This is a genomic window from Rhodanobacter sp. GW835-FHT13D09 (assembly GCF_058793995.1).
On sequence record NZ_JBXAGL010000001.1, the window covers coordinates 52,018 to 68,404 of the forward strand.

Annotated in this window: 13 protein-coding genes and 1 tRNA gene; 7 read left to right on the plus strand and 7 right to left on the minus strand. The window is 62.1% G+C overall.

From position 1 onward, the window contains the following. Nucleotides 1-279 precede the first annotated feature (279 nt). The 6 genes from AC1Q5A_RS00265 to AC1Q5A_RS00290 form a co-directional block, all read right to left on the minus strand. A tRNA-Ser gene (locus tag AC1Q5A_RS00265) sits at nucleotides 280-372 on the minus strand. A gap of 87 nt (nucleotides 373-459) precedes the next feature. After that, nucleotides 460-663 carry a carbon storage regulator CsrA gene (gene csrA, locus AC1Q5A_RS00270; RefSeq protein WP_492697089.1) on the minus strand — a complete coding sequence of 68 codons (204 nt, stop codon included), beginning with the start codon at nucleotides 661-663 and terminating at the stop codon, nucleotides 460-462. 268 nt (nucleotides 664-931) lie between these two features. Continuing rightward, nucleotides 932-3,559 (minus strand): alanine--tRNA ligase, encoded by a 2,628-nt coding sequence (gene alaS, locus AC1Q5A_RS00275; RefSeq protein ID WP_492697092.1) that lies wholly within the window; start codon nucleotides 3,557-3,559, stop codon nucleotides 932-934. Between the two features lie 83 nt (nucleotides 3,560-3,642). After that, nucleotides 3,643-4,155 (minus strand): regulatory protein RecX, encoded by a 513-nt coding sequence (locus AC1Q5A_RS00280; RefSeq protein ID WP_492697094.1) that lies wholly within the window; start codon nucleotides 4,153-4,155, stop codon nucleotides 3,643-3,645. Nucleotides 4,156-4,226: 71 nt separating this feature from the next. Continuing rightward, nucleotides 4,227-5,261 (minus strand): recombinase RecA, encoded by a 1,035-nt coding sequence (gene recA, locus AC1Q5A_RS00285; protein ID WP_492697096.1) that lies wholly within the window; start codon nucleotides 5,259-5,261, stop codon nucleotides 4,227-4,229. 148 nt (nucleotides 5,262-5,409) lie between these two features. Further along, the gene (locus AC1Q5A_RS00290; protein WP_492697098.1) at nucleotides 5,410-5,919 is read right to left on the minus strand and encodes a CinA family protein; all 510 of its coding nucleotides are present in this window, start codon (nucleotides 5,917-5,919) and stop codon (nucleotides 5,410-5,412) included. Nucleotides 5,920-6,973: 1,054 nt separating this feature from the next. On the opposite strand from AC1Q5A_RS00290, the gene AC1Q5A_RS00295 reads away from it, so the two are divergent. Genes AC1Q5A_RS00295 through AC1Q5A_RS00320 form a run of 6 tightly spaced genes read left to right on the plus strand, consistent with a single transcriptional unit; the run spans nucleotide 6,974 to nucleotide 12,055 of the window. Then, complete coding sequence (locus AC1Q5A_RS00295; RefSeq protein ID WP_492697100.1) at nucleotides 6,974-7,909, plus strand: helix-turn-helix transcriptional regulator; 936 nt, start codon at nucleotides 6,974-6,976, stop codon at nucleotides 7,907-7,909. Further along, a complete protein-coding gene (locus tag AC1Q5A_RS00300) occupies nucleotides 7,896-8,141 on the plus strand; it encodes a multiubiquitin domain-containing protein (RefSeq protein WP_492697102.1) in 246 nt (81 codons plus the stop codon). The genes AC1Q5A_RS00295 and AC1Q5A_RS00300 overlap by 14 nt, the downstream gene beginning before the upstream one ends. Then, complete coding sequence (locus AC1Q5A_RS00305; protein WP_492697104.1) at nucleotides 8,138-8,536, plus strand: E2/UBC family protein; 399 nt, start codon at nucleotides 8,138-8,140, stop codon at nucleotides 8,534-8,536. Before AC1Q5A_RS00300 ends, AC1Q5A_RS00305 begins: the two co-directional genes overlap by 4 nt. Further along, the gene (locus AC1Q5A_RS00310) at nucleotides 8,533-9,861 is read left to right on the plus strand and encodes a ThiF family adenylyltransferase (protein ID WP_492697106.1); all 1,329 of its coding nucleotides are present in this window, start codon (nucleotides 8,533-8,535) and stop codon (nucleotides 9,859-9,861) included. Before AC1Q5A_RS00305 ends, AC1Q5A_RS00310 begins: the two co-directional genes overlap by 4 nt. A 2-nt stretch (nucleotides 9,862-9,863) precedes the next feature. Beyond that, nucleotides 9,864-11,537, plus strand: a complete 1,674-nt coding sequence (locus AC1Q5A_RS00315) for a phosphotransferase (RefSeq protein WP_492697107.1) — start codon at nucleotides 9,864-9,866, stop codon at nucleotides 11,535-11,537. Beyond that, entirely contained in the window at nucleotides 11,534-12,055 is a 522-nt protein-coding gene (locus tag AC1Q5A_RS00320) for a ubiquitination-like system serine protease family protein (protein WP_492697109.1), read from the plus strand. Before AC1Q5A_RS00315 ends, AC1Q5A_RS00320 begins: the two co-directional genes overlap by 4 nt. Before the next feature lie 318 nt (nucleotides 12,056-12,373). On the opposite strand, the gene AC1Q5A_RS00325 is transcribed toward AC1Q5A_RS00320, so the two are convergent. After that, nucleotides 12,374-12,856 (minus strand): hypothetical protein, encoded by a 483-nt coding sequence (locus AC1Q5A_RS00325; RefSeq protein ID WP_492697110.1) that lies wholly within the window; start codon nucleotides 12,854-12,856, stop codon nucleotides 12,374-12,376. Nucleotides 12,857-12,990: 134 nt separating this feature from the next. On the opposite strand from AC1Q5A_RS00325, the gene AC1Q5A_RS00330 reads away from it, so the two are divergent. After that, nucleotides 12,991-16,113 (plus strand): UvrD-helicase domain-containing protein, encoded by a 3,123-nt coding sequence (locus AC1Q5A_RS00330; RefSeq protein ID WP_492697111.1) that lies wholly within the window; start codon nucleotides 12,991-12,993, stop codon nucleotides 16,111-16,113. Nucleotides 16,114-16,387 lie beyond the last annotated feature (274 nt).

The window sequence follows — 16,387 nt, forward strand, 5'->3', positions numbered from 1 at the left end:
GTTCCCGACAAATTCGTCGAACCCTGGTTCGTCCACCACCTCTCTCCGCCAGATACGCAAAACGCCCCTTGCGGGGCGTGGCTTTGATTGGCCGTGCGGGACTGCGGCACGGGGGGATTGTGAATCCCATCCATGGGATTCACCCTTCCGCGCTGCGCGCTGCAGGGCCAGCCTGCGGCTGTCCGAATTTGTTCCCGACAAATTCGTCGAACCCTGGTTCGTCCACCACCTCTCTCCGCCAGATACGCAAAACGCCCCTTGCGGGGCGCTTTGCGTATCTGGCGGAGAGAGAGGGATTCGAACCCTCGATAAGGCTTTTGACCCTATACTCCCTTAGCAGGGGAGCCCCTTCGGCCACTCGGGCATCTCTCCGGGGGTTTCTTCGCATCGCTGCGGAGCCGGCAAGGATACCGACCGGCGTGGTCGAGGTAAAGACTTAAATTCGCGCGCTCCGCGCAGTCAATGCCCGGCGGACTCGCCCGGCGGGCCGTCCGTTTCATTCTCGCCCTTGATCCGCTGGTAAATTTCCTCGCGGTGGACGGCTACCGTCTTCGGCGCATTGATGCCGATGCGTACCTGATTGCCTTTCACGCCAAGAACGGTAACGGTCACCTCGTCGCCGATCATCAGGGTTTCACCGACCCTGCGGGTCAGAATCAACATGGTTGCTACTCCATAAAGCTGTTGGTCACAGGCTTGCGGGCTGGCGGTGCCTCACCCCTGAGCGTCCGCCATCCCGCAGTTCGACGATTGATCCGCCGAAGGCCCTACCGCCTTCCCGGCTCACAGCCAAAACACTCCTGAGCGTCCTGACTGGCGATGCAACCGTTCCCGGCAGCACCGACACGTGGCCGATAGTACTTGAGCCTTATTCCCATGCGCAACGCGTCTGGATCGGGCCAAACCGCCTGCCGTTCATGCTCCGAACGGGCTACTGGGTGGCGATCCACTCAGGCAGGGCCGCCAGGATCGCCGGCAGGTTCGGCACGTCGGTTCCGCCGCCCTGGGCCATGTCCGGACGCCCGCCGCCCTTGCCGTCGATCTGCGCGGCGACGTGCGCCACCACGCCGCCGGCCTTGATCCGGCCCAGCGCCTTGCCATGCACTCCGGCAATCAGGGAAACCCGGCCATCCGCCGCACCGGCAAGCAGGATCACACAGTCGCCCAGCTGCTGCTTGAGCTGGTCCACGCTGTCGCGCAGCGACTTCGCATCCAGCCCCTCCAGGCGTGCCGCCACCACCTTGATGCCGTCGACATCCTTCGCCGCCCCGGCCAGGTCGGCGGTAGCTGAACCGGCGGCCTTGCTGCGCAGCGATTCCAGCTCGCGCTCCAGCTTCTTCTGGCGGTCGAACAGCTGGCGCAGCTTGTCCACCGCATCGTTGCCGCTGCTGGAGAGCAGCTGCGAAAACTCGGCCAGGCGGCGCTCCTCGTCGGCCACCCAGGCCAGCGCGCCGGCACCGGTCACGGCCTCGATGCGACGCACGCCCGAGGCCACACCGGCCTCGCCGACGATCTTGAACAGGCCGATGTCGCCGGTGCGGCCGACATGGGTGCCGCCGCACAGTTCGGTGGAAAAATCACCCATCTTCAGCACGCGCACTTCGTCGCCGTATTTTTCGCCGAACAACGCCATCGCGCCGAACTCGATCGCATCGTCGTAGCCCATGTTGCGCACTTCGGCCGCCGCATTGCGACGCACCTCGGCGTTCACCAGCGCCTCGACCCGGGCCAGCTCGTCGTGGCTCATCGGCTTGTGGTGCGAGAAATCGAAGCGCAGCCGCTCCGGCGCCACCAGCGAGCCCTTCTGCGTGACGTGAGTGCCAAGCACCTGACGCAACGCGGCGTGCAGCAGATGGGTGGCCGAATGGTTGAGCACGATCGCCTGGCGCCGTGACGCGTCCACGGCAGCCTCGACTACATCGCCGCTGCGCAACGGCTGCGCGCCATGCCAGCGACCGGCGTGGCCGAAGAACACGCCACCCATCTTCAGCGTGTCGCCGACCTCGAAGCGGCCAACCGGACTGGACAGCGTGCCGGTATCGCCGACCTGGCCGCCCGACTCGGCGTAGAACGGCGTGCGGTCGAGGATCACGAGGCCTTCCTCGCCTTCAGCCAGTTGCTCGACCTGCCGGCCGCCGCGCACGATGCCAAGCACCTTGCTGCCCTGCGCCTGCAACGCCTCGTAGCCGAGGAACACCGTGGGCTTGAGCTGGCTGGCCAGTTCGGCCGGCATCTGGCCCCTGGCCTCGAACTTGCCCGCGGCGCGGGCGCGCTCGCGCTGTTCGTTCATGGCCTGCTCGAAGCCGGCCATGTCCACTTTCAGCCCGCGCTCGCGCGCGATGTCGGCAGTGAGGTCGACCGGAAAGCCGTAGGTGTCGTAGAGGCGGAACGCGTCGGCGCCGGGGATGGTCTTGCCCGACTTCGCCGCGACCTCGTCGAACAGGCGCATGCCGTGCTCCAGCGTTTCACCGAAACGATGCTCCTCGGTGCGCAACGCGTCTTCGGCGAAGGCCTGCTTCGCCGGCAGCTCGGGATAGGCCTGGCCCATTTCCTCGACCAGCGGCTGCACCATCTTCCAGAAGAAGTCGCCGCGCACGCCGAGCATCCAGCCATGCCGCAGCGCGCGGCGGATGATCCTGCGCAGCACATAGCCGCGACCCTCGTTCGACGGCAGCACGCCGTCGACGATCAGGAATGCGCAGGCGCGGATGTGGTCGGCGATCACGCGCAGCGACTTGTTGGCGAGATCCTTCGTGCCGGTGAGCTCACCGGCCACGCGGATCAGGTGCGCGAACAGGTCGATCTCGTAGTTCGAATGCACGTGCTGCAGCACGGCAGCGAGGCGCTCCAGGCCCATGCCGGTATCCACGCATGGCGCGGGCAGCGGCGAGAGCGTGCCGTCCGGCGCGCGATCGAACTGCATGAACACCAGGTTCCAGATCTCGATGTAGCGGTCGCCGTCCTCGTCCGGCGAGCCGGGCGGGCCGCCGGCCACGCCGGGACCGTGGTCGTAGAAGATCTCGGTACATGGACCGCAGGGGCCGGTGTCGGCCATCTGCCAGAAATTGTCGGACGCATAGGGCGCGCCCTTGTTGTCGCCGATGCGCACGATGCGCTCGGCCGACACGCCGACCTCCTTGTTCCAGATGCCGAAGGCTTCGTCGTCGGTGTGGTAGACGGTGACCCACAGCTTGTCCGCCGGCAGCCCGAAGACTTCCGTCAGCAGCTCCCACGCCCAGACGATCGCCTCGCGCTTGAAGTAGTCGCCGAACGACCAGTTGCCCAGCATCTCGAAGAAGGTGTGGTGGCGCGCGGTGTAGCCCACGGCATCCAGGTCGTTGTGCTTGCCGCCGGCGCGCAGGCAGCGCTGCACGTCGGCCGCGCGCACGTAAGGCAGCTTCTCGCTGCCGAGGAACACGTTCTTGAACGGCACCATGCCCGAGTTGGTGAACAGCAACGTCGGGTCGCTGGCCGGCACCAGCGAGCTGGACGGCACGATGGTATGACCCTTGGAGCGGAAGTAGTCGAGGAAGGCGGAACGGATGTCGGAGGTTTTCATGCGGATCAAGGTGGCAGGCGACAAAGGCCACACCGCGGCCAGGCCGATCGACCCGTCAGCCCGTCATCCACGGATGGCGGGTTTCAGGAAATATCGTCGGCTTCGTCCACTTCGGCGTGGGTAACATTCCGTACTGTGGCGGCGGCAAAGCCGCGGCGCAAGAGGAATTGCGCCCGGCGCGAGCGTTCGGCCGGGTCCGCCGTGCCCGCGCTGCCGTAGCGGCGGCGCAGCTGGACAGCGGCCGAGACGTCCCAGTCGACCTCGGCCACGTCCAGCAATGCGCGGATGCGCGTGTCGGTCAGGCCATGGCTTTTCAGCTCCACGCGCAGGCGCAGCGGGCCGTAGCCCTGGGCGATCCGGTTGCGCAGCAGCGCCTCGGCGAAACGGCCGTCGTCCTGATAGTGCTGCTCGCCGAGCCGGTCCAGCGCGGCGGTGGCCTCGTCGCCCTCGTAGCCGCCCTGGCGCAGCTTGGCCGTCAGTTCCTTGCGCGAATGCTCGCGGCGCGCCAGCAGGCCCAGCGCCTTGTCGTAGGCGCTGGGCCGGGGCTTGGCCGGCGGGTTTTCGCCGGAACGATCGCGGCCGGCGCGGCGTTTCATGGCCACGCAAACGGACATGGCCCGGGCAAGCCGGGCCATCTCTTCCGCGGAAAACCGTCAACAGACACGGATCACGCTTCCTCGAGCGCCTCTTCCGCGGCGGCGGCCGGGCGGCCCGCCGGGACCAGCAGGCGCTCGCGCAGCTGCTTGTCGATCTCGTTGGCGATCGCCGGGTTGTCGCGCAGGAACTGGCGCACGTTCTCCTTGCCCTGGCCGATGCGGTCGCCGTTGTAGCTGTACCAGGCACCGGACTTGTCGATCAGGTTCTGCGCCACGCCCAGTTCGATGATCTCGCCCTCGCGCGAGGTGCCCTCGCCGTACAGGATCTCGAACTCGCACTGGCGGAACGGCGGCGCCACCTTGTTCTTGACCACCTTGACGCGGGTTTCCGAACCGATGATCTCCTCGCCTTTCTTCACCGCGCCGATGCGGCGGATGTCCAGGCGCACCGAGGCGTAGAACTTCAGCGCGTTGCCGCCGGTGGTGGTCTCGGGGCTGCCGAACATCACGCCGATCTTCATGCGGATCTGGTTGATGAAGATCACCAGGCAGCCGGATTTCTTGATGTTGGCGGTGAGCTTGCGCAGCGCCTGGCTCATCAGGCGGGCGTGCAGGCCGACGTGGGAGTCGCCCATCTCGCCCTCGATTTCCGCCTTCGGGGTCAGCGCGGCGACCGAGTCGACCACCACCATGTCGACCGCACCGGAACGCACCAGCATGTCGGCGATTTCCAGCGCCTGCTCGCCGGTATCCGGCTGCGACACCAGCAGGTCGTCGACCTTGACGCCCAGCTTCTCCGCGTAGCTCGGGTCGAGCGCGTGCTCGGCGTCGATGAACGCGGCGGTGCCGCCGGCACGCTGGCAGTTGGCGATCGCCTGCAGGGTCATGGTGGTCTTGCCGGAGGATTCCGGGCCGTAGATCTCGACCACGCGGCCGCGCGGCAGGCCGCCGACGCCGAGCGCGATGTCCAGCCCCAGCGAACCGGTGGAGACCGTCTCGACCGGTTCGTTGACGCGGTCGCCCATGCGCATCACGGCGCCTTTGCCGAACTGCTTTTCGATCTGGCCGAGGGCGGAGGTGAGCGCCTTGCGCTTGTTGTCATCCATCGTCTTGTGTTCCGGTTGGGCTGTGATTGGAATGCATGATGCCCCGATCGGATCTCACTGGCTGCGATCAAGGGGCGCGATCACGGGAAATCGACGTTGACAGCCAGTATCCCACACTGGCCAAGCGGGTCTGGCGGCGGATCGCGCTTCACTCCGTCAGCGTTTTGCGCAGGCCGATGAGCGCCGCCGCCACGGTCTGCCGGCGCACCGCCTCGCGGTCGCCCGGAAAATGGAACTGCCGTGCATGACCGTAGCCGCCGCGACGCTTCCAGCTGATCCATACCGTGCCGACCGGCTTGTCCAGGGTGCCGCCAGATGGTCCGGCGATACCGGTCACCGCCACCGCCACGCCGGCGCCGAAACGTGCCAGCGCGCCGGATACCATCTCCAGCGCGGTTTCCTCGCTGACCGCCCCGCTTTGCTCCAGCGTGCGCGGATTGACCCCGAGCAGCGCCTCCTTGGCCTCGTAGCTGTAGGTCACCACGCCGGCGTCGAACCAGGCCGAGCTGCCCGGCAGGTCGGTCAGGGTCTTGGCGATCCAGCCGCCGGTGCACGACTCGGCCGTCACCAGCATCAGCCGGCAGCGCTGCACCTCGCTGGCCACCTCGCCGGCCAGCGTCAGCAACTCGGCATCGGTAGGAACGGACAACAACTCCATGCGAGACTCCCGGACTGGACGAAACTTTGCGCCACGCGCAGGGGCACCGTTCTACCTGTTCCGCGCGACCACGCCAAGACTTGCATTGCATGAGCCAAGACGATCTCACCAAGCACACCCCGTTCATGCGCCAGAATATCCGTATGCTGAACAACCCAAGCGGGGCGCGGGTTCCGGGGCACACAGACCCATCGGATAGCCAACTTGGACGGAACTTGGACGTCAAAAACGGGGGGTTTGACCCGGGTACAACCCCCAAAAAGGGGTTGGACGCCGCCCAAACCTTGACCCCGTTTAGCCGTCTAAATGCCCACGCCCGAACGCACCAACAAGTCGGCGACAGGACCATCTCAAAGCGTGGATAGCGCCCACTACTTGGCCGACTCCTAAAGCGAGCCTCGGGTGCTTGGGATTGGCCCAACCTGAAGGACTTCCCGGACAAGTCGGCCGAGATGACGACCCGCGCTGGTCGCGACGAGAACGGAGTGAAGTGGTCCGCGGATGCGTTCGGCATGTTCGCCGTCGCCCCGCAACCTTCGAAAGCGAACGCTCATCCTCGGTCGACATGGTCGCCGGCACGAGAGACGGGTAACCCAATCCAGGACAGCCTGGAGCGCTGATGGCGTACCACCACACCAGGAACAAGGCCCACGGGGCGGTGCGAATTGACCAGAAAAGGTTGGCCGGCCGATGGATCACTAGCCAGAGTTAGTAATCCAAAACGGCCTAGCTCGGGCTAATCAGGACTGGGTCGTCCAGGCCCGGGTTTCACGCTGGTCGTGAGAGGAAAGACCTCATGCGTGCATCGGGGCGAATACATCACACGACCAATCGACAGTGACCAGCCCGCCGACCAGTCTCATCAGTTGCAAGCCCATGTCGACCGGCGGAAACCGACCCCAAACGGAAGTTCCACTCTGCATTGACGAGGTAGAGAACGGACCATCGAAGGGCCTAGCGTAGTGTCAGGTCCTTTGGATCGCTTGCACCCGTCACGTCCGCATGGCATGATGGGTCTACATAATAGATGCATCTACTAAATCGAATGATTCCTATGCCACCGGAGATTCGTGACAATTTGCCCCCTTGGGGTGCGGAGCGTCGGCTTGAGTTCATAGACTTCCGCCTGCGCTGGGAGCGCACAGTTAATCGCAGCGATTTGGTTGAATTCTTCCGGATCTCGCCCCAGCAGGCTTCTGCCGACCTGGCCCGCTACGCCGAGCTTGCTCCTGGAAACCTGGAGTACGACAAGAGCCTTAAGACCTATCGCGCTACCGCCGCGTTCAAACCCGCCACGGCTCGCCATGACCCGCAGTCGTACCTAGACGAATTGGTGGTTTTGTCTTCAGGCGCTCTCTCGACCGCATCATCGTTCATTGGCTGGCAGCCCACATGCGACGTCGTGCGATATCCCGCTCGCCCCATCGTTACGGATACGTTGCTGCAGCTCCTATGGGCCATCCGCGACGGTGAGGAGTTGAAGGTCATGTATCAGTCGATGCGCCGACCGTCCCCGACCCTGCGCTGGATCGCGCCCCACGCGCTTGCATCCGATGGCCAGCGCTGGCACGTCAGGGCTTGGTGTCACGAGAATGGCGACTTCAGGGACTTCGTGATCTCGCGCATTCGCGCTGTGCAAGACCGTCGCGAGACCGTCATATCCGGAGTCGACGACGAGTCGTGGCATACCCACATGGACATTGTTCTCGCGCCTCGGGCGGGCTTGACTGATGGCCAGCGGCGCGCCACCGAGATCGACTTCAACATGTCCCGCGGCCGCCTGAAGTTATCTTGCCGAAAGGCTCTCGCTTTCTATCTTCTGCGGCAGTTGCAGTTGGACCGCCCGCCTGACCAGTCACTGGCTACCCAGCCGCTGGAGCTTGTGAATCGCGCAGAGATGACCGACGTGCTCGCTGCGGCTCAGAAGCCTCTAGGATTTCCGCCTTTGGCTCACGCCGGACACCAGGAGTTCCACCATGAACGAACATAAACCCGCCAACTATCACTTTTTCGTCGACAACAAGAAGTTCGACACCGACCGTGCCTCGCTGACGACTATGGAGATCAAGGCGATAGCCGGCGTGCCCGCCAACTATCAACTTTTCCTTGAGGAGCATGGTGATGCTCCAGACCGTGCTCTCTCCGATGGCGAGGGCCTCGATCTTCAGAACCCGCCGAAGCATTTCTACGCCGTTCCACCTGCCACTTTTGGTTGCGCATGATCCAGGCCCAACTTCAAGAGCTCGTCGAGCACTGCGCGGCCAACGGCTTTCAGCCGCCCGTACCCACGCAATTGTCCAACGGCGGTATGCTGATTCGCATTCCGGCAGTGTCCGTCACCGGCTGGAACCGCCCTGCGGCGGACGTTCTGTTCGTGGCCCCGCCGGGCTACCCTGCGGCTCAGCCCGACTGCTTTTGGGTCGAGCCAAATAACTTCCGGCTTGCTGGCGGTCAAACGCCGCAGAACACCAACGATGCCAATCCCATTCCCGGCGATATTGAACCTGGACGCACCACGACGTGGTTCTCTTGGCATGTGCAGAGTTGGAACCCCAGCCGAGACACGCTCATCACCTTCTACAAGGTGATTCTCAACCGGCTCGCGTTCTTGCAATGATCGACCTGCGCATCGCCTCCAGCGACTTGGCCGCACTGCGTTCAACCGTGCTAGGGCACAAAGACGAGCGGTGCGCTGTGCTATTGACGTCGCGACTCGAACAGGGGCGCCGGGCGTTACTCGTCCGGGAGATTGTTCTTCCCGAGGATGCTGACTACGCCCGACGAAGCCCCATCCATGCCGAATTGAGACCCGATTTCGTGGCGCGGGTGACTAAGCGCGCCAAGCTCGCCAGTCTCTCGCTGGTATTCGTGCACACTCATCCAGGTGACCAGTCGCCACGGTTCTCCCGCACGGATGACGAGGGCGAACGCGAACTCGCTGCATTCCTAGCGAGACGGGGTCTTGAGGAGCCCCATGCTGCGTTGGTACTGAGTGACGGAGGAATGTGTGCTCGGCTCTTGGGTCGTCCCGATATGATCCGGGTTGTGTCGGTCGGAGATAGGTTGACCGTCGAGTTCGATGCGCATCGTGAGGAGACAACGGCTGCTCCGATGTTCGATCGGCAAGTCCGAGCCTTCGGCATCGAGGGGCAGAAGGTGCTACAGGAACTGCGCGTCGGCATCGTGGGTCTCGGCGGCACAGGTTCGATAGCGGCACAGCAGCTCGCTCATCTCGGTGTGCGGGACTTCGTGCTGATCGACCCTGACCATCTGGAGCTGACAAACCTAAATCGAGTGGTCGGCGCAAGCGAGTCCGATGTCGACCTGCCTAAGTCCGAACTGGCGCGGCGTCATGTTCAGGCGATCGCGCCGACGGCTCGCGTCCGCTCGGTCGTCGGTGATGTCGTTCACGCCTCGGTGGCTAAGGAACTTCTGAGTGCCGATATCATCCTGTGTTGCACGGACAGCCACGGTAGTCGTTCTGTCATACAGCAGGTCGCCTACCAGTACTTGATCCCTTGCGTTGATGTTGGTTCGACCATCACGACCCACGATGGTCAGGTTACTGGCGTCTATGGTCGAGTCCAATTGCTCGGCCCTGACCAAGCTTGCCTGTGGTGTTCCGGGCTGTTGAGCTCTGAGGAAGTACGCCGAGACATGATGAGTGCTTTCGAGCGCAAGGCGGACCCGTACATTCAAGGGGCTCACGAACCTGCGCCATCTGTCATTTCGCTCAATGGTACCGTTGTGTCCCTGGCAGTGACCATGTTGCTGGGCATAGTGACGGCAGTCCCGGTAGGCCCGCGACACCTGATCTACAACGCCTCCGCCTCCACACTGCGGCCTGCGCGCGCCACGCCCCAGGATGGCTGTTTTATCTGCTCACGACAGGGCGTGTTTGGCCGTGGTGATTTGCAACCCCTCTTTGCACGACAGGACTAGTCGTGACCATTCACAAGTTCTCGGCTGTTCGATCCCGCAACCGCATCGGTTTAGTGGACGAGGACTGGACGCCAGAGATCCCTAAGGGCATCGATATAGATTTTGATGCACTGCCGGGCTACAAAATCTATCGCTGCAGTGATGCCTCTCTCCTGGAGCCTGGGCGCTTGGCTACCACGGCTGCGGTTATTTTCCGCCAGTCTCACAAGCGCCCGCGCCAGATTGCCAATCAATTAGAGCGAATGGCTCCTGCGCTGCTGCAGCACGGGTGTCTCGTCTTTGTCCAGCCTCTACCTGTGAAACCTGATGCTGGCACTCAATATTTGAGGCGATTTTTCGTCGAGGCAATCAACGCCCTGCAGTTGCCAGTATCCGGGCTGACCGAAAAGGAGTTCGACTATCTAGGCGATTGGTCCGGTGATTTCAACGCAACGAAGCTGACGCCTCTGGTTCATGTCCTTGAATTATCGGACGACTGGCAAGGGGTGCTTTCGTACCTTCAGTGGCATCCGCCTGGAGAAGCGTTCGCACCGGGTCCGCGCGTTGTGCTCTGCGATCCAGATGACGTCGAAGATGAGCTTGACGTAGAACATGCCTTGCTTGTGCAACGTGCGTTCTGGGACAGTGCCGAAGTCCGTCTGGAACCACTGCAAAATGGGTTGTCAGGCGTGAACGCCTATCGAGCGTACGTACACCAACGGGTAGACCAGGTCGGCGGGCAATGGCCCTTTCGCTATTTTGTCAAAATCGGCGATCGCGGAAAGGTTGCCACCGAGTTCATGAAGTACTGCGATCTAGCGCTTGAGCATCTGCCCTACCACCTGGGTCCAAGACTGCGCCTGGATCGCTGCGCTCTGGGACATCAATCTGGCATCGTCGTTAGCGACTTCGTCGGCGGTGCTGTGCCCCTGCGGGACTGCGTACGCGGCGGTCGTGCTGCAGCCTTGATCGCTAACCTCTTCAATGTGACGTTTCGCGCTTGGCATAATTGTGCGGTACCGAAGGACGTTTCTCTTCAGGAATACCTCCATCAAAGGCTTCTTCCCATCCCAGGTTTTAGACAGCCCCTATTCGATAAGTATGGCGCAACAAAGAGTCTTGAAGAACTAAGCGAGCTGCTCCTCAAGGGCGACAGTCGTCCAGTCAGCATGGGAGTCATCCATGGTGACCTTCATGCCACCAACGTTATGGTGCGCGGCGACGACGCCATACTTATCGATTTTGAAAGCGTGCAGGCTGAGGTACCCGTACTCCGCGACCTGGCATGCTTGGAGGGTGGGCTTTTTGTCGATGGCTTCGTCGGTGACCGTCGAGATACAGCGTCAATTCTGGATTCGGTGAAGTGCCTTTTCGCCCCCGAATTGCTCCTCAACGGCCGAGTTACCTCCTGTCACCCCATTGACGGTTCGGCATGGTTCTTCGACTGTGTGATGCAAATTCGGATGCAGGCCCGTCAGCACGAACTGAAATCAGGTCAATATGCGCTGGTACTTGCATCCGAACTGATGCATAAGGCATGCAACGCCCACAATTTCGACACTGATAACAGAAGCGGCGCCGAGGAACACTGCATCAGGAAGGAACAGACTAGGGCAATGGCCTACGTACTTGCTGAGTGGATTCTCGTAGGGCTGCCGAATTTCGTCGACATGGAAAGCAAACAAGTTACCCAGTGAAGAATCTTGATTTAAACTTGAAGGCGGTAGTCGAGTCTCGCTCCGACATCGGCACCCTGCTCGGCAAGCCTGGCGATGCTGTCATCATCCAACGCGGCCAGCCCAGGTGGATGATGCTCAAATGTCCCTGCGGCTGTGGCGAGGATATCCCCATAAACCTTGATCGCCGGGCGGGGAAGGCGTGGCGCTACTACCAGGGAGGGGATAAGGGCGTGACGCTGTACCCCTCCGTCTGGCGCGACACCGGCTGCGAGAGCCATTTCATTGTCTGGAGGGGGCGCATCCTGCTCATGGGCGGCTACGTCGACGATGATGCATCATCGGTTCCTGATCTTCCTGATCTCATTCGGCGGGTTCGCATGTCGTGGCCATCTGGCGTAATGATCTCCTACGTCGATGTGGCCGATAAACTGGGCGAAATTCCTTGGGACGTTCTCGAAGCCTGTCGTCATCTCACTCGAGAAGACGTCTTCGTTGAAGGCTCGGGTCAGCAGCGCGCGATGTTTCGGCGTCGCTGAAGAATGGAGCTTCGTCACTAGGTAACTTGAGATCGCGTACTCAATTTACGCAAATCTCAGTCGCCTAGTTGAGCTAGGCGAGAAGTTTGTACACTATCGCATGTCCGTAAGGCGGCAACCGAAGCTTCCGTAAGCCGATACTTTCCGCGCCATAAGATCGAAACAGATTCGAATGTCCGCTAATGAGCAGGACACGAGTTCTTTCACGACTGTCGGCTCTTGGCCGATATCTGCCGCTGTGTCGATAGATGATCATTGTGCCGGAGAGCTGATCAATCTCGGTCGGTTCAGGCGATCAAGTTGAGCGGTGTGTGCACCTCACAAACCCACTATCGTGATGTAAGCGGCGCGCAATGCCTCGGCGTCCACTGCGGCATGATGTCGGCGCGCCGCCTTCTCGGGTCTGCACCCGAAATAGATCTCCAGCTCACCCAGGACGTCTTGGCGTGTGACGAGCACCGGCTCCCACACCGGCACCTCACCGCTCCACGTTCCAAACCCCGTCAGCGCCCTCGCCAACTGCCTCTTGTCGATCGCCCCGTCGAAGTGGATGCGTGGGTGGTCAAAGGACGCTACGAACCCTCGTAGTTGTTCACCGAAGTTCTCATCCGAGAGCGCTGCGTCACCGCCGTCCAAGAGCGGATAGACCACCTTGCTGACGAAGGATGACGGCGCTCCGGGTCGTGGAGCCCGCTCGGCGTAGAAGCATTGGGTAGCATCCGCGTTGACCAAGGCCAAGCTGGCCAACTCGCGCACGGCATCGTTGTTCCACTCGGTGTCGAGAAAGAGAAGATCGGCCATGCAGGGCCCCTGTGTCATTGGGCGGTGATTGGGAGTAACAGTATGCCCCGCGAAACGACTTCCCCACCTGATCAGGCCACCGGTCGCCATTAGCCCATGGCAAGATGCCCGTCTGGGGAGCAGGGAACGTGATTATGGAGTGGGCATCTACCAAGCCTGGTGAGCTATTCACCAGCAGCAATTCGTGGCACGCCAAGATCTCAGGTAGCTTCCTGACGTTGAAGGAGGCGACCCAACCCACGGCATCCTTCAGCCTCGTCCAGCTGTGCGCAGTGCGCGTGGCGACCGGGGTGATGTGGGCCACCTGCCACTTCGACTTCCTGGATGGCGCCCAGAAACGGACCCGGACGGTCGACGGCATTCCGAACGAGAAGGCCCAGGAGATGCACCGGGCCGTGGACGAGGCCACTGCAGAAGCCCTGTCTGGATTCATCGCAAACCAGGTTCCGGCACTCGAGTCGTGGCTCGATCGAGCGATTGCGGGATTGAGCCCAACGCCGGGTGCGTTCATCACCGCGGCCGCGATCGAGCGGGCCTTGATCCAAGCCAAGCCTCCCAACACACCTGGCGGCATTTCATGGGGCTCCATTCTGACCCACGCAAAGGCCAAGCTCGCTCGCAGCAAGGGGCGCGCCTGGCCCGAGTGGACGGGGTCGCCCAACATCGAGTTGGAAAAGAGGGTCTACCCACACAACGAAGCCGCGTTCAAGGTCGCCCTAGAACGCTGGCTCTCCGGGCTGATCCCTTTCATGCACACCAAGGGTTGGGTTCCAAAAGGAATAGTTCCTCGTGGGATTGCTAAGCACCCTGCACCCGAATGGCCAGGCCGGACTTGGGCGCAAGTCATGGGGGACGCAACGCCCGAAGTCACGGTGACGAAGACTGTAGAGTCAAAAAATCAGGAGTTTTTGGCGAAACAGCGAAAAGCCCGAAAACCGTTCTTCGACACCGTCGAGAAAAACCCTCTGACGGACGAGCAGATCTATGCGTGCGTATGCATGGACGACGCCGTGATGGTGGTCGCGGCGGCGGGCTCAGGCAAGACCTCCACCATGGTGGCCAAGACGGGGTACGTCCTTCACGAAGGATTGGCTACGCCGGATCAAATCCTCCTGCTGGCCTTCAACCGAGCCACAGCAGACGAGGTGGGCGAACGCATCGCCGAGCAGTTGCACGGTGTGCCGGACGTCGACCAGGTCCGGTCCAACACCTTCCACTCGTTCGGTATTGAGGTGATCGGCAAAGCCACCGGCAAGAAGCCTTCGCTGGCACCGTGGGTGGCACCCGATAATCCCGGAGCCGACATCCGGGAGGTGGTGGACATCGTCCACGCTCTGTCTGCCCAAGACCCGCGGTTCAAGCGCGATTGGGACCTGTTTCGAACCATCTACGGACGCGATGTCGGCAAGTGGGGGGAGCCCCAGGAGCCCGATGCCTATGGTGATGGCAAGCGCGGGTTCCTGACGGCTAATGGCGAGGTCGTCAAGAGCAAGGAAGAGCGGACCATCGCTGACTGGCTTTTTTATCATCGAGTGGCCTACGAGTACGAACGACCCTACGAACACGAAACCGCCGACGCGCAGCACCGACAATACTTCCCGGACTTTTATTACCCCGACGCGAAGCTTTATCACGAGCACTTCGCTCTCAACGAGAATGGCGAGCCCCCGAAAAGGTTCAAGGGCTACATGAGCGGCGTGGAATGGAAACGCCAGCTCCACGCTGAGAAAGGCACCGACCTCGTGGAGACGACCTCGCACACCCTGAAAACTGACGAAGCGTTCGAGGTATTGACGCAGGCTCTGACGGCACGGGGAGTCCAGCCCACATACGATTCCAGTCGCGAGACCAACAGGCTGCAACCCATCCCCGAGCAGGACCTGGCTCGGTCGTTTCGAGTCTTTCAGCAGCACGTCAAGAACAATGGCTTATCGCACCTGCAGCTGCACGAAGCGTTGGCGGTTCAATCCCAAGACGGCTATGCGGGGCGATTGAAACGATACCTCGCGCTGTACGAGCGGATCGCCGCGGAGTGGGAAAGCCGGCTCCGTGCGGGGCGGTTCATCGACTTCGAGGACATGCTGATCCAAGCGGCCATGCACGTCGAATCCGGGCAGTTCAAGAGTCCCTACACCGTCATCCTGGCCGATGAGTTCCAAGACAGCTCCCGCTCACGGATCCGGCTCCTGAAGGCACTCGCCAAGAACCCGACGGTGCCCACGCATCTGTGCGTCGTGGGGGATGACTGGCAGGGCATCAATCGGTTCGCCGGCTCAGATATCTCCGTCATGACGGAGTTCGAAAAGACCTTTGAACATGCCACGCGCCTGACGTTGAACACCACGTTCCGTTGCCCCCAGGATCTTTGCGATGTTTCGAGCGAATTTATCCAGGCAAACCCCGCTCAGATCGCCAAGGTTGTCCGGACGACCAACCCACTAACCAAGACACCCATGCTGGCCTACGGCCTCACGGACAAGTCCCTCATCCCCGCCCACGTCGAGCAGCAACTCGAGGACATGCACCGCTACGCCCGCGAAGGAAAGCTCATACCGGCCAAAGGCCACCACGTCACCATCATGTTGCTGGGCCGCTATCGGGACGATGAGCCTGTTGCCCTGAGTGCATGGAAAGCCCGTTTCGGCGACCGATTGAAGATCGTGTTCCGGACAGCGCATGGATCGAAGGGGCTGGAGGCCGAATACGTCTTCGTGCTCAACGTCATCCAGGGAACCCGCGGCTTCCCCAGCCAGATCCAAGACGACCCAGCCCTCCAGCTGGCGATGCCCGCGCCCGATCCGTTCCCCTTCGCGGAGGAACGCCGACTCTTTTATGTAGCCATGACCCGCGCCCGCAAGCAGGTGCGCTTCTACACAACGTTGAATCAGCCCTCCCAGTTCCTGCTCGAACTGGTACAGAGCAAGCACTTGACCATCGAACCGATCGGCGGCGACGCGTTGGATCCCTGCCCGAAGTGTGAACAGGGCGTCATGCAGCCCCGGCCGGGTCCGCGTGGCGTATTCCATGGATGCAGTCGGTTTCCGGCTTGCGATTACACCTGCAACCCGCCGGATGGAGCGCGACAGGCGCCCCGGATCCCAGCGCCTTCGCAACGGATTCGCCAGGCCGTCAAGGTTGGCGATACGTGCCCGATCTGCCGTCAGGGTGTCCTACAGATGAAGAATGGGCGCAATGGTGCGTTTCTGGGATGTTCGCGTTATCGCTCAGGCTGCCGTGCCACAGCGAGCGTCCCTTGAGTCGAAGTGCCCTGCTCGTCGGTTCCACCAAGACTGCGTTCCGTGTCGGCTTACGCCTGACAGGCAGTCGGATCGGTCCAGACTCACCGGGCACCAACAGGATGCCACCGGCGGTGAGCGTGGGGGCATCGGCGGAAGGAGCGAAGGCATGTAGGCGGTGGCCGAGTCGGTCCGAATTGACGGGCTCCAAGGTTCCCACCACACCGGGAACCAAGCCTACCTGCACTAGCCACCTAGTTGAGGCGTCCACGCACGGCCGCAGTGGCTCGTTCCG

Coding starts and splice junctions, on each gene's coding strand:
- AC1Q5A_RS00280 (WP_492697094.1), bottom strand. CDS start 4,155: ATGAAACGCCGCGCCGGCCGCGATCGTTCCGGCGAAAACCCGCCGGCC.
- AC1Q5A_RS00330 (WP_492697111.1), top strand. CDS start 12,991: ATGGAGTGGGCATCTACCAAGCCTGGTGAGCTATTCACCAGCAGCAAT.
- csrA (WP_492697089.1), bottom strand. CDS start 663: ATGTTGATTCTGACCCGCAGGGTCGGTGAAACCCTGATGATCGGCGAC.
- AC1Q5A_RS00290 (WP_492697098.1), bottom strand. CDS start 5,919: ATGGAGTTGTTGTCCGTTCCTACCGATGCCGAGTTGCTGACGCTGGCC.
- AC1Q5A_RS00310 (WP_492697106.1), top strand. CDS start 8,533: ATGATCGACCTGCGCATCGCCTCCAGCGACTTGGCCGCACTGCGTTCA.
- recA (WP_492697096.1), bottom strand. CDS start 5,261: ATGGATGACAACAAGCGCAAGGCGCTCACCTCCGCCCTCGGCCAGATC.
- AC1Q5A_RS00300 (WP_492697102.1), top strand. CDS start 7,896: ATGAACGAACATAAACCCGCCAACTATCACTTTTTCGTCGACAACAAG.
- AC1Q5A_RS00295 (WP_492697100.1), top strand. CDS start 6,974: ATGCCACCGGAGATTCGTGACAATTTGCCCCCTTGGGGTGCGGAGCGT.
- alaS (WP_492697092.1), bottom strand. CDS start 3,559: ATGAAAACCTCCGACATCCGTTCCGCCTTCCTCGACTACTTCCGCTCC.
- AC1Q5A_RS00305 (WP_492697104.1), top strand. CDS start 8,138: ATGATCCAGGCCCAACTTCAAGAGCTCGTCGAGCACTGCGCGGCCAAC.
- AC1Q5A_RS00325 (WP_492697110.1), bottom strand. CDS start 12,856: ATGGCCGATCTTCTCTTTCTCGACACCGAGTGGAACAACGATGCCGTG.